Here is a 14,142-nt window from a genome sequence, read left to right on the forward strand (position 1 = left end):
AAAAAAGATTTTGCTATAAAAGTAACTTTTACAACAAAATCCATACAACCAACTTTATTCCGCTTTCCATAATCTCTCTACATTCATTAATTGTTCTTCTTTAAACTCCATCTTATATATATCTGGTTTTGACGTATTCATTAAAAATTCAAAATCATATTGTTCATCAAAATAGTTCATCATTAATGTCATGACAAGACCATGTGTACCAATTACAATTTTTTGTCCTTGAAAATCCATTAAGATTTCTTTTAATACTTTCGCTACTCTTCTCCGGCAATCCGTATATGACTCTCCTTCCGCTAGTGCAAAGTCAGGATTAGAGAACATCTTCTGTACAAGCGGATACACTTCTTTATCTGATATAACTTGATCACCACTGGAAAACATACATTCTTTAAGATTTTCATATATTATTATTTCTTTTTCATAGAAATCGGCTGTTTTTTCTATCGTTAATACAGCTCTCTTATATGGACTTGAAATGAAAGTATCGATTCCCTCTGTTTTTAATATATTTGTTACTCTATGAGCGTCTAAACTTCCCTTTTCGGTTAAACCACGTGTTCTTTCACCCTCTTCTAATTTTGGTGATTCACCGTGCCTAACCATATAAATATATGTATTCATACTTCCTCCTTGAAAATATTCATTTGTTTTTTATAAACTTTACTGATTTGTTCGTCTAATCCATTCTCCTACTAAACTCTCAAATAATTCAGGCTGTTCAATTTGCAAATTATGCCCTGCCATATCTAACACCGCTAATGTCGCTCTTGGGTAACCATCAATAATTTCTATAATATCTTGATAACCTACCGATATATCTTGTCTTCCGGCTAATAACAGAACAGGTTTCTCATATTTCTTACGGTGAAAATCTATAGTAAGAGAGTAATTTTTTTGCAACCTTTCAATAAACTCATAATTAGCAACATCTAACCCCGGCTTAATTTCCTCTTGAAATCGCTTATATGTATATTCATTTGCTATTACTGCTAACTCGCTAAATTCTTCTCTTTCGGTAGAAGTTAACGTATTTAAAAACTCCTTATCTTGTACAATTATCTGTTTATCCGGTAAACGTCTTTCTTTTTGCATCGCAACAACCACAGGACATATTAATAATAGTCCATTGACTCTCTCAAACATTTTTGAAAGTATCCCTCTAGCTAAATATCCGCCGAAAGACTCTCCTACTAGTAAAAAATCTTTCTTTGGAATGATTTCTTCAATAAACATAGTTAACACTTCTAATATATGATCTGAACTATTTATCCAATCTGGAGCGTTCGACTTTCCCATTCCAGGTAAATCAATATATATTCGCTTATAACCTTCATCTTTTTGAAATACTGATTCCATACATTTCATCATTAACCTATGATCGGGCGCACAGCCATGTATAATAAGAACCGGTTTCCCCTCTCCAACAACTTCATAGTATATTTCCGCATCTTTAATTCGCCATAACATAAAAAGCCCTCCCTATTTATACATCCCTTTTGAATAGAAACACTAGCCAGCCTATAAGAATACACGCTCTCAATTTACACCCCCTAAAATTGATTGTCAAATTTGAATCTTCAGACTAAAAACAGATCAGCTTCCTTCTATTTTTATTTCCTAGAAGGAAGCTGATCTATTTTTACCCTATCATAATTTGAAACCTTATTCTTATTAGTTTCGTTACCCCTTATTTTTCTATTTTCATTAACACGATTCTCCAACCATCTGGATCCTCTATCGTTATCCCCTTATCTTTCCAATATGGATTTTCTGGTTCCACTTCATCGTATCCCAATGTATGCAGCCTTTTACTCACCTTCTTCATTTCACTATCTTCACTCATATAAAATACAAGTAAATTATCTTTTGTCGGAGCTGGACAAGGACTCCCATCAATATGTCTTGTAAATTCTAAATGATACTCTTCATCTGGGAGCCCAAACATGACCCCATCATAACCTTCATGATCGTAAAATTCACCTATACGTTTTAAGCCTAATCCTTTTTCATAGAATGCTATAACCTCTTCAAACTTATCCGTCGGACGTGCGATTCGAAACTTTACTAAATTTTTCATGATTTTCCTCCCATACTAAAAATTTCATACATGATTACGTATTATTGTACATACATAACACATTTTTGAAATCACTCATTAGTATAAGAATAAATACATACAAAGGTCTTACTTAAAATAACCTCTATTAGCCAAAAATTAAAATTCAAAAAAGCCTTTATCATTTTATATGCAATTTTGCATCTCTACTTTCAAATCACTAAAAAACCTTTACAATTCAAAAGATGACTAAATATACAATTTCTATTTAAAATCTTTATGCAGTATATACTATCAAATGCAATATTTCTCATTTTTTAGAGCAATTATACTTTTCAAAACTTCCTTATAAACATGATTTTTATAAGGAAATCTGATACAATTCTTAAATAATATTATTATGTATAGATATTACGAATATAGTGCATAATTAAAGAAGGTGATTTTATTGAAATTAAATAAAAATTTACAACTATGTATATTAATTGGAACATTAATATGTTATTCAATCTATTTTATGTTTTTTTATCTGTTCCCCACTCATTTTTCAAATTCGGATGTACGCTTCGCTTCACTTATTGTTGAAGCCATTACATTTGTATCACTCATTTATTCTATATATTCTAAAAAAGTTAGTTCAAATCCATTTTGGATATGTATCACGATAGCAATTGGTAGTTTTTTATTAGGAAAAATAGTATATACATATCAAGAGAGCTTCTTCAAAATTCCAATACATCGTTTTACTATTTCTGATGTGTTTTATATGCTTTTTCTACTCTTCTGTCTTATCGCTTTCTGCTATAAAATCCTAAAAGAATGCAATAAATGGGAAAAAGCATTCTTTATTTGTGATATATGCATAGTACTTACTTCCATATTCACATTAGAGTGGTATTTATTTAATCAACCAAATTTAAATATATTCTCTCTTTCACTAGGAGATGTTTTTCTTTCATTTCTATATCCAATTGCAGATTTATTATTCCTTCTACTAGGTGTTAGTCTCTTTTTCCGTCCAACAATTTTTAATTCTAAACGGAAAATTTATATCTTTATTTTTGTATTAATAAGTTCTGCAACTTTTAACTATATTTATTTTTACTTACATAACCATTTATCAACTGAAACGATAACATTATTACGTCTTTTATATAGAATACCTATATTACTTATTGCAATAGCTGGATCTATTTCAGAAGATCGTAATAGTCATAAAAATTATTTCATTGTAAACCCTATAATAGGAAAAAAGGCTTTAGTTGTATTTCCCTATCTTGCTGTTGCAATACTAATCGGGTTTACATTAAAGGAACAAACATCATCTTCCACTCTCATTACGGGAAATTGTATTACTTTTATTTTCGTACTCATTCGTCATTCTATTGTACGTATGCAAAACAATTCCCTAACTAAACGTTTACAGGCATTTAATGCTCAACTAGAAGAAAAGGTTACTTTACGGACTTCAGATTTAGTTCATAAATCTGAGGCTCTATCTCAAAAGCAACAAAAATTCAAATCATTATATGAATATCATCCTGACCCTATTTTTACAATTGATTTAAATGGCGTATTCTTAAATGTAAATAAAGCTGGAAGTATACTACTCGGTGCACCAACGGATGAGTTACTTGGTGAAACTTGTTTTTCGATTATTTTAGATGAAGACAAATATAAACTAGCATCTGCATTAGAAAAAGTGAAACAACAAGAATCAGCATCCTTACAACTTAGTTCTCAATATAAAGATGGATTTACTTATTCTTTATACGTTACCATCGTCCCTATTATGATAGACGGGCAAATTTCAGGAAGCTATATTATGATGAAAGATATTACTGCGCTAAAAAAACAGCAAGAAGAAATAAAATATTTAGCATTCCATGATACTGTAACGAAAATTGGGAACCGTGCCTTTTTCCATAAGAAATTAAAAAGAATTATAAAAAATGCTAAAACGACAGAAAGCGAGTTTGCATTATTATATTTGGACTTAGATCGCTTTAAAGCAATTAATGATACACTTGGACATTCGGCAGGAGATCACATATTAGAAGAAGTAGCGAAGCGATTCCAATCATGTCTTCCATCACATACTCATCTATCAAGAATCGGTGGCGATGAATTTACAATCTTAATTGAAAACTATACTGACGAAGATTCCTTATTCGAGTTATGCAACCAGTTATTTGAATGCATGGAAAAATCGTTTGTCATATATGAACATACATTAACTTTATCACTAAGTATCGGCATCGCTATTTATCCACATTCCGGAATCGATACCGCTACACTTCTGAAAAACGCTAATGTTGCAATGTATGATGCGAAAGCAAAAGAACTTAATTCTGTCTCTATTTATGATGATGTAATTGCAAAAAAAATTGAAAGACGATTGCGATTAGAAAAAGATTTACCAAATGCAATTCAAAATGAAGAATTGTTCCTTTTATATCAACCTCAAGTTGATAGCAAGTCTAACAAAATTATCGGTGCTGAAGCTTTAATTAGGTGGAATCATCCTGAATTAGGTGTTATTTCTCCATACGAGTTTATTCCGATTGCAGAAGAAACGCTACAAATCATTCCAATAGGAAAATGGACACTACAACAAGCTTGTGAGCAAATGAAACGTTGGCACACAAGCGGATATTCACATTTGAAAATAGGTGTAAATTTATCTGCTAAAGAATTTGAACAAGAAGATTTTGTAAAGTCTATTTCTGCTACATTAACAAATACAGGTTTACCAGCAAGTTCTCTTGATCTTGAATTAACAGAACGAATTGCAATGATGGATGAGCGAGAAACATTAATAAAACTGCGTACACTAAAGAGCTTAGGCGTTCACATTTCAATTGACGACTTTGGTACTGGTTATTCTTCGCTAGCCTATTTACCTTTATATCCAATTGATACGTTAAAAATCCCGAGAGAATTTATTACAATGTCTGAAACATGTGACGATGGAATGGAAATTATTAAAACGATCATCACATTAGCAAATACATTAGGAATGTCAGTTATCGCTGAAGGTGTAGAAACGAAAGAACACGTGAGTTTCCTTCAAAAAAATAAATGTCAGTTTATTCAAGGTTACTATTACAGCAAGCCTATTCATGCTGATTCATTTTCTACTCTTCTCAAAAAAGGTGTTCGTTATAACCATTAGCGCAAATACATACAAGGAAAAGGAAAGAAGAGCCCGTCTCCTCTTTCCTTTTTTGTGCTTTTTAACTTTTCATTTCCTTCACATATCATTTATGTAAGTAGTTACTAATACATTTATGATAACAGACTTGAATAGGAGGGAATTACATGAACCACGACAATCCAAATCATAAACTTTACAAGAACATTCCTCTATCCCTCTTCTCAATAAAAAATGAGCTAAAACAAAAATGCACCAACGTAAATAGCTTTCTTTATCCCCTTTCAAAAGAAGAAGAAATACTCATACATACAATTAAAGAAAGAACAAAATTATTAAATCAAAATAATGTGACAAGAACTCGCGCTTACTATCAATTTTACAAAAGATATCCTGAAATACATTGGGCATTACTTGGACATATGGTTTCACGTAACGGCGGTTGGAACATGACAGATTTAAAGGGGGATTTATATACGAAGTTGTTATCTGAGAAAGATCAATTTACTTTCTTTTCTTTTTTAGAACGGGGGAATTGGCTTATCTTTCAAGATGTGTATCCACAATTTTTGTTATATGAACAGAGTGTAAAAAAATCCAAAAATCTTTTTTATCTCCTCCCTCATCTCAATGTGTCAACATTTATGGAAACGATGTGGAACTTTTTTTGGAAAACCGGAAACAAACAAATATTAGCTATTTCCACTATTATTAATGAACAAAACTACTTAGAAAAAAGAGTAATTCAAAATAAACACTTCAAAAAAAATGTACTAAATAGTATTGGATTCAAACTTTTTGATTTCTTTCAATTTAATCATATCCTCTTCCCTTTCTGCGAAGAAAAGCCTATACAGAAAACAAAATTAATTGGTGATACAATGAAACACTTCACTTCCTTACACGAACGAATTTTGCTCGGAAAAAGATTATATGCACTATTATTTCATGATGAGTATGTTTTAGCTCGTATACTACAATGGGCTGACACTCATCCACACACTGGATCACGAAAAGATTATTGGCCACATTTATTTTCAAGCGTAAATGAATCCTTTTCAAGAGAGTTTTATAAACGAAGAATAAAGAAATGCCAATTAAAAAGTGATGCCTACCGTATATATAGCCCTGCACTTATGTATGCATGGAAAAATATGAAACATGAAGAAGCAGAATATGAAGATTGGTTTAACGACTGGCAAGTCATACATTATTTAACTGATAAGGAGGAAAGGATACATGGACAAATCACAGAAGACTACTGTAAAACACTCGAAAAGATTGAACTGGCCATTCTTGCAAAGAAAAATGTTCTCCTTCGAGAAGAAGAATAACCTTTTCGCATTAGTCGTTACAATCTTACTCTCTTCTATTATCGGCACTTGCTTAGATGCTTTCTTTGTTACGAAACAAATATATTCCTTTCCGGTTAGACCATTCTCATCCATATTTTCAGTTAACATAGGCTTTACTTTGTTTGTACTACCGATTTTAACAATAATTTTCATACAAATTTCAAAAAACCTATCTGTATTTTCTAGGATTCTATTTATTGTTTCAATAGGTATTTGTGCTAGCATTTTTGAACAGGTTGCTGAAAGATTAGGTTTCTTTATTCATAGCGGAGATTGGAATCATACATACTCTTTATTTGGCTATATGATATTCTTTTCTTTTATTTGGAAAGTATATCATTTCATACAAAAATAAAGAGATCATTATAGATCTCTTCTTAAGCATAATCTTTAGTTATTGCTAATGGCGCAAGGGTTTGAAGGCTTTTAGATCGTAAACGATAGGCAACGACTTTCTTCTTATATTGCTTTATTACGTCAACGTGTTCCTCATAGCTGTATAGAGAAAATCTAATCTCTTTATTCCCTTTTTTCGTATCAATGACGATTGGTGTTCCTTCTCCGTGCGGTGGAAAATAATGTTTATCTAAAAATAAAGCTTCATTAAATTCATGAATAACTTGTAGTTTCATTTCCCCCTCTATATTTTTTCCATCTATCGATATAGAGGTATTCTCCTCATCAAGTTTTTGATGTAATTCAAATCTACTAATAATAGATTCTACAACTGAAGTTGGCATACTAGAAACGAGTACTTTAAGGGCACCAAAAATAAATAATGTAACTATAAACCATGTTGTCACTTTCATCATCTCCATTACAATTTAAAATATAAATTTCGTTCCATATGGTACAAATATACTGATGAGTATTCCTGTTACAATCATAGTCACCGAACCGATTGTCGCTTCTTCAAACCACTTTAATGGTAAAATACGAGTGGAAAGGAGCAGAAACAGCATTAACATTCCTATTAAACTTCCTGGCATTGATAAATGGAATACTCCTTGAATCCACGTACCAACTAAACTAAATACATACAGCACGCCTACTTGAAGTAAAAGCGTCACGTACTTCATTTCTTTCCCTCATTTCAATATTACGTATCACTATTATGAAATCTCATTTAATGTTTCTGCAAACCTCGTAATTCCCAGTTGAATTTGTTCGACATTTACTCTCCCAAAAGTAAAACGAATATATTCATTCTTAGTACCTAAAACACTCCCCGGGACAAACGCTACACCGTGTCGTATAGATTCACCTAATAAATGATATTCATCAAATGTTCCTTGCACTTTGCACCATAAATGTATTCCACCCTCTGGAACAAAAAATTCAACCTGGTCCCCTAATATTTCTTCAAGCTTTCTAATTAACGCATCTCTTCTTTCCTTCAATTGTCCGCGGAGCATTGTAATATGTGCATGAAAATCTTCTGATTCTAAAAATTGATTTGCCACCCACTGCGTAAATACGCTATGGCCAAAATCAACTTGCTGCTTTGCATCCGCTAAACGTTCTATTACACGCATTGGGCCAATTACCCAGCCAATACGTAATCCTGATGCAACAATTTTTGATAATGAACTTATATAAAGAACATTGCCGTTTTGATCCATTGATTTTAATGTTGGATTCACTTCTCCATTAAAGGACGTTAAACTATACGGATCATCTTCTACAATCGGTATACCAAATTCAGAAGACAGTTCTAAAATCTTTTTACGTCTTGCTAATGACAGCACAGTTCCCGTTGGATTTTGATAATCTGGATTTAAAAATACCATGCGAATACGATGCTTTTTATGCAAATCAATTAGGTCATCTGGATTCATTCCATGCTGATCAACAGGTAAATGAAATATTTTTAAACCAGCAGATTTAAACATCGGCAATGAGAAACAATACGAAGGGTCCTCAATTGCAATCGCATCACCAGGTTTTAATAAGCACTGAACGATAAGATTAAGTGCTTGTTGTGCTCCAGATGTAATAAGAATAGAATTCGAATCTGCTTCAATTTGTTTATATTGCTGAACATGTGCTACAATTGTTTTTCTCAACATTTCATTTCCAAGTGGATGGTCATAACCGAGGTTTTCCATAAATGTTTTCTCCGACAAGATCGTTCGGAATCTATCACTTGGAATTAATTCTGGTGATAATTCACCACTCGCTAAATTAATTAAGTCGTCTTTTTGCGTTTCCGTTCGAATTTGTTGAACGAGTGGTACATTAGGTAAGAACGATCCATCCTCAACGTACCTACCCCAGTTCGGTATTCGTTTATGTGACACACCCCATATGTCTGTATTCACCCGTGTTCCGCTTCCTTTTTGCCGTTCTACTACTCCAAGTGATTTTAATTCTTCATATGCAGCAACTATCGTACTCCGGTTCACTTGTAATTCTTTTGCTAACATACGCTCAGAAGGTAACTTGCTATCAGAAGGAAACTCACCCGAAGAAATACCCCTTTCAATATAATCTGCGATTTGTTTATATACAGGCGTCTTATCTGCACGATTTGGTTTCCATTCCATATAGTTGCCTCCTTTCAAAGCTAACTATCCTCAATTTATTACTAACAGTATTTACCGTAAAAATAGTATTAATTAGTCCCATTTTCTCATCCTAAAATGGATATATTAAAATAGCTCCGTTTCTGAATACTCGATAGCTTCTGAAATTCCAGCTTCATACTCTCGTTGCAGTTCTGTTACAAACTATCAAATTATTACCGCATACCACGTTACCCCAACAAGTAGTACGAAAAGAAGGATAATATAAATAGTTGATAAGTTTTTCACATTTCTTTTTGTAGACTTGCCGTAATTCTCCTCCACATTCCGTGCAACTAGTACGGTTCCAAACAGTGATCCAATTACAATAATAACGACTAGTGAAATCGCAAAGCTCATAGTATTTTCACCTCTCTAAGGCCAGTCTATTTTTATTAAGAATTTCCTCTTTAAAACGTTAATAACATACTACCTTTCTTCTCTTATCATAATAGATGTTTACAAAAAACGGACCAACCACTTTTATGTTTTTTTGCTCATCCACTTTAAAAATAAAAAGCAACTGAACACTTATGATCAGTTGCTTTTTTGCAGGATTATTTATGCTAATTTTCATTTGAAATTAATTTGATTTAAAAGTTTAGCCTTTTCATAATGAAACATCGATTGAGATAACTCAAAAATTGTTCCATTTACAAGATACACTGTTTTTTAATAAGAAGGACGTATTTTATCGCTTCTTACTCTCATCATCTTTAATCTCTTATTAATGACTTATTCGCTCTTATAACTTCTTGATACAGCAATGGTGACCACTTTTCATTTATGTAGTCTTGAATGATCCAACCTACTCTTGTAGGACTCTTTTGTTTTATATAGTTTGCAATTTCAGGATTTATATAAGAGGCATAGTAATATGGACTATTCCATGCTGTACCACCAGAAGACAAGCTTGCAAAATTAATATATAGATGATGTAAATCCTCACTATTATTCATCGTTTCATTGATCGTATCTTTAATAGATTTTACTTTCTCATCATAACCCACTTTATATTTATCTTGTACCGTTACATTTACGTTGTGATTTACAGTTGTCGTAAACGTCTCATTATCTGGCCAATAAAAATTATTATATCCTCCAGATTCATTACTACCGCCATATCTTTTTAGTAGTACAATTTTCCCACGAGCATCTCCAAGTTTTATATTTCCTTCTGTTTTTAAAAAGATAGGATCAACAAAATAATTTTTTTCAAACGTATTACTAAAGGAACCTTCTGCTCCTTTCATATCCTCATACTCTTTTTTTAAAGACATAATAATTGTTTCACTCGGGTTATCTTTTAAAAATTGTTTCGCTTCGTTTATGAATTCGTGTAGGGTTACATAAAGATATAATGGCCCATGATGAAGAACTATCGTATTATCATCTGTTAAACGGCCTCTTATATCAAAAATTCTAGCTCCATGTTCCATTTGATAACGAAAATTATGTTCTTGCGTCATTCCCCATACTTGCTTAATCGGATTTTGCAACTTGAACGTCCCACTATCATGTGTTCCTGGAATTGAAATTCGTGCTAACGGGATATTATCAGGTATAGGTTGCATCCATTTTGACCAATTTTCAAGCTCATTAACAGAGCTAGCTGCAACGACTCTCTTCTCATGTAAAGCAAATACAAATGTGATAAATATCGTACTACATATGAATAATTTCAAAATAAATTTCTTACTGCTCATTATTATTCCTCCTTTTTTTGTTTTATATCAAACTTATTGAATATAATATAATCTAGTGAGTAAAAAATAAATATCATTTCATAAGTATGAAATATTGCATAGAAATAAAGTTAAAAAACATTCATATATCCTGAATTAGAAAAATTTAAAGGAACTTCATCTGAAGCTCCTTTCGTTTACTTTATATTCAATACATATGAACCATCTTTATTCTCATACTTATAGACGTATAAATAATATTTACCTGGCTTTGCATTATAAGTTCCTTTCACTACATTTCCTTCATTTTCACCATATGCTACATAGTTATTTAAATCTGATTCATGATGAAGCACCCATGTCATCCCAATGTTTTGTTCATTTAGTAGAGAAATAGTAATATTTTCTGGTGAGTCAATTTGGAAAGTAAATACATCTACTCTATCACTATTATGTAGTGTCCCTTTCACCGGTGTATGAAAGTTAACTTTATTTGCCTGTATACGTTCATTATTTGGTTCATTTTCTGTTACTTGTAACTCATTCCCACCGTTTGGTTTTCTTTGTCCATACCCTAAGTTAACTAGTATAGACTTCAAATCTGGTAAAACACCAATTTTATCTGCATATGGATCTTTAGATTTTGTTCCTGTGCTCTGGTTGCTTAATATTGCTCTTAGTTCACTCGGTCTATATGGTTGTCCTAAATTTTCTTTCGCAATGCTTTGTACTAAAGTCGCTGCTCCGGCAATAATAGGTGACGCACTCGACGTGCCACTAAAGCTAGATGTATAAAGATTTACAGCACTTCGACTTTGCTCTGCTGTAGTTGTATCTACGTTTTCTCCCCATCCATACACATCAATACGGCTGCCATAATTCGAAAACCACATACGCTCATGAGGGAAAGATGAAGAACCCGCTCCTACCATAATTGCACCTGAATCTTTAAAATCTTTACTATTACGATTTAAAATTTGTTTACCATTTCTATCTTTAAATTGGTCTAAATCATTCCAACCATTTGCTCCAGCTTCTATAATGACAACACCTTTATCTGTACCGGCACGAATTGCATCAAAGATATCTGGTTGTACCTCAACAGGTAAATATTTATCACCATATCCATCAAAGGAAGCTTGTGCCTCTAATAATAAAACATCCCCAGCTTCTAACTGATTCACAGCACTTAATATTGCATCAGCTGTATTATACTGTCCGTTATCTCTTATTTGAGAGATAACCTTTGCTTTCGCTTTTGGCGCAATCCCAATATTACCAACTTCATTGTCCTCAGAGGATACAATTCCTAGTACAGACGTCCCATGACCGACATGTTGATCTATATTTATTCCAGACATTAATTCAATATTTTGATGTACTAAATCCTCATGATTTAATAACCATCCATATTCCATATCAACAAAAGTTATACCATTTCCTTTACCGCCTTGAACTTCCCAGGCGAAGGGCGCATTAATACCGTATGGTGCTGCTTCTAAATAACCTTGTTGTTTAAATCTAGGATTGTTATTAGGACTAAGAGATACACTTGATGGTTGCACTTCTGGTGGCGTTATTTTTTCTTGTTTCTTCATATACACATCTTCTATTAAAGAAGATTTCTTTAACCTATCTACTAGTTCTTCTTTCTGCTCACCATTTTGAGTTTGAAGAATATAGTAGTTTAATAAACTTGTAGATACATTATTGGGTGCTTTCACTTCAAGGTCTTCTATTTCCTCTGGACTTACAGATGTGAATAAACGCGTGAATGTTACATCTGGATATTCTACCAAAAGATCTTCTAGTACTTTGTCGTTCGTTTGAGATTGTATTTGTTTTTCAATACCATCTTCATATGGAAATTTCAAATCCGCTTTAAATTTTACAATGATTTGCTTATCTGTTTCTTGGTCTATTCCTAATTTACTCTGCTGTTCTATAGAATCAGCATGTACACTATTGACAGTACCTCCTATTCCTAAAAGTGTTGTAATGATTACAGTTGACGCACACATTTTTTGAAATATTTTCATTACATCCATCCTCCTATTAACAACTATTAATCATTATATTAATTTATAATGATTTTATTTATATAACATATTCCCTTTCTACTAAATAGATTATAGTAATCAGCAATATGAACTTCAATGTATTTTCATATGCAATATTTCATATTAGAACTCTACAATACATGAATAAGAAACTTATAATGATTATTTATTTTATATGTGCTAATATACTTACATTAATATATTAAGTATATAAATATCCAAAACTACATTACTGAACAGCTTCACCTTAATTTTTTCTTAGGAGGATTTACAATGAAATTATTAAAAATAAAACATATAATCCCTTTATCTGCGGCTGCAATTACATTCATATGTAGTCAAAGTACAGCTGAGGCTTCTACCATTCATACAGTAAAAAAGAATGATACACTTTGGGGCATTAGTAAACAATACGGCGTTTCAATACAATCCATTAAACAGGCAAATCATAAAGGAAACGATCAAACTTTCATTGGCGAACAGTTACATATTCCAGGTGCCACGAACTCAAATAAAATTACCGTTCGTCAAAACGTCAAACCTGCAAACATTAGTGACCAAATTATATATCAAGTTCAATCGGGAGACTCATTAGAAACGATAGCAAAGCGTTACAATGTTACCGTTCAATCTATAAAACAAATTAACAATACAGTCGGAAACAAGCTTTATACAGGACAACATTTGAAAATCAACTCAAGCATTTCAGAAAAAGAAAAAGACTTAATGGCACGCTTAGTTACTGCTGAAGCAGGTGGCGAATCGTATAAAGGAAAAGTGGCTGTAGCAAAAGTTATCCTAAACCGTGTAAATGCAAACGGGTTTCCAAATACAATAACAGGCGTTATTTATGAACCTATTAAATACGGATATGCATTTACTCCTGTTACAGATGGAAGAATTAATCATCCTGCAAGCCCAGAAGCAAAAATGGCAGTAGAAGAGGCTATCTCCACAAATGGAATACATTCTGATTGGCTTTATTTCTACAATCCAAAAACATCAACAGACAAATGGATTACGACACGTCAAACAGTAGCAGTAATTGGTAACCACGTCTTCGCTAAATAACATTTAAAATCATTAACAGACCTCTTCACTTAAAAGGTCTGTTTTTTTATATGTAAGATTTTATTAATCATATGACACAGTGATCTTTTAAAACTATCTCTTCTTTCAAATAAAAAATTTGTATTTACTCCACCACTCTGAAAAATTAAGAAAGCATCAAGTTCAAAAACTCCCTCTTTATTCATAAA

At 32.3% G+C, this 14,142-nt stretch carries 13 protein-coding genes and 1 pseudogene; 4 read left to right on the top strand and 10 right to left on the bottom strand.

Annotated features, from left to right (window positions below):
* Nucleotides 1–54: 54 nt before the first annotated feature.
* The 3 genes from MR147_RS14930 to MR147_RS14940 all read right to left on the bottom strand — a co-directional run bounded on the left by MR147_RS14930 (nt 55) and on the right by MR147_RS14940 (nt 2,086).
* Nucleotides 55–630: a histidine phosphatase family protein gene (locus MR147_RS14930; RefSeq protein WP_074608241.1), complete on the bottom strand. Its 576-nt coding sequence runs from the start codon at nt 628–630 to the stop codon at nt 55–57.
* A gap of 39 nt (nt 631–669) precedes the next feature.
* Entirely contained in the window at nt 670–1,476 is an 807-nt protein-coding gene (locus MR147_RS14935) for an alpha/beta fold hydrolase (protein ID WP_074608243.1), read from the bottom strand.
* A 220-nt stretch (nt 1,477–1,696) separates the two neighbouring features.
* A complete protein-coding gene (locus MR147_RS14940) occupies nt 1,697–2,086 on the bottom strand; it encodes a VOC family protein (RefSeq protein WP_074608244.1) in 390 nt (129 codons plus the stop codon).
* 427 nt (nt 2,087–2,513) lie between these two features.
* Between MR147_RS14940 and MR147_RS14945 the strand changes: the two genes are divergently transcribed.
* From MR147_RS14945 to MR147_RS14955, 3 genes are all read left to right on the top strand, one after another.
* Entirely contained in the window at nt 2,514–5,240 is a 2,727-nt protein-coding gene (locus MR147_RS14945; RefSeq protein WP_139302794.1) for a putative bifunctional diguanylate cyclase/phosphodiesterase, read from the top strand.
* Between the two features lie 146 nt (nt 5,241–5,386).
* Nucleotides 5,387–6,553: a DUF2515 domain-containing protein gene (locus MR147_RS14950; protein WP_074608247.1), complete on the top strand. Its 1,167-nt coding sequence runs from the start codon at nt 5,387–5,389 to the stop codon at nt 6,551–6,553.
* Nucleotides 6,528–6,929, top strand: coding sequence for a CBO0543 family protein (locus MR147_RS14955; RefSeq protein ID WP_242304527.1), 402 nt, complete (start codon nt 6,528–6,530; stop codon nt 6,927–6,929). Before MR147_RS14950 ends, MR147_RS14955 begins: the two co-directional genes overlap by 26 nt.
* A gap of 22 nt (nt 6,930–6,951) precedes the next feature.
* Here the strand turns inward: MR147_RS14955 and MR147_RS14960 are convergent, their stop codons facing one another.
* The 7 genes and pseudogenes from MR147_RS14960 to MR147_RS14990 all read right to left on the bottom strand — a co-directional run bounded on the left by MR147_RS14960 (nt 6,952) and on the right by MR147_RS14990 (nt 12,862).
* On the bottom strand, nt 6,952–7,377 hold the full coding sequence (locus tag MR147_RS14960) for a YfmQ family protein (protein WP_313897176.1): 426 nt from the start codon (nt 7,375–7,377) through the stop codon (nt 6,952–6,954).
* A 21-nt stretch (nt 7,378–7,398) separates the two neighbouring features.
* Complete coding sequence (locus MR147_RS14965) at nt 7,399–7,653, bottom strand: CidA/LrgA family protein (protein WP_074608251.1); 255 nt, start codon at nt 7,651–7,653, stop codon at nt 7,399–7,401.
* A 33-nt stretch (nt 7,654–7,686) separates the two neighbouring features.
* Nucleotides 7,687–9,120, bottom strand: a complete 1,434-nt coding sequence (gene pdxR / locus MR147_RS14970) for a MocR-like pyridoxine biosynthesis transcription factor PdxR (protein ID WP_242304472.1) — start codon at nt 9,118–9,120, stop codon at nt 7,687–7,689.
* Nucleotides 9,121–9,306: 186 nt separating this feature from the next.
* On the bottom strand, nt 9,307–9,498 hold the full coding sequence (locus tag MR147_RS14975; protein ID WP_000006450.1) for a hypothetical protein: 192 nt from the start codon (nt 9,496–9,498) through the stop codon (nt 9,307–9,309).
* 213 nt (nt 9,499–9,711) lie between these two features.
* Nucleotides 9,712–9,807: pseudogene (locus MR147_RS14980) on the bottom strand (GntR family transcriptional regulator); the annotation flags it as partial.
* A 47-nt stretch (nt 9,808–9,854) separates the two neighbouring features.
* A complete protein-coding gene (plcA, locus tag MR147_RS14985; RefSeq protein ID WP_242304474.1) occupies nt 9,855–10,844 on the bottom strand; it encodes a phosphatidylinositol diacylglycerol-lyase in 990 nt (329 codons plus the stop codon).
* Nucleotides 10,845–11,020: 176 nt separating this feature from the next.
* The gene (locus MR147_RS14990; protein WP_242304476.1) at nt 11,021–12,862 is read right to left on the bottom strand and encodes a S8 family peptidase; all 1,842 of its coding nucleotides are present in this window, start codon (nt 12,860–12,862) and stop codon (nt 11,021–11,023) included.
* Between the two features lie 294 nt (nt 12,863–13,156).
* On the opposite strand from MR147_RS14990, the gene MR147_RS14995 reads away from it, so the two are divergent.
* Nucleotides 13,157–13,954, top strand: a complete 798-nt coding sequence (locus MR147_RS14995) for a cell wall hydrolase (RefSeq protein WP_071727215.1) — start codon at nt 13,157–13,159, stop codon at nt 13,952–13,954.
* Nucleotides 13,955–14,142 lie beyond the last annotated feature (188 nt).

This window comes from Bacillus cereus group sp. BfR-BA-01350 (assembly GCF_022663775.1).
GTDB classification, from domain to species: domain Bacteria; phylum Bacillota; class Bacilli; order Bacillales; family Bacillaceae_G; genus Bacillus_A; species Bacillus_A paranthracis.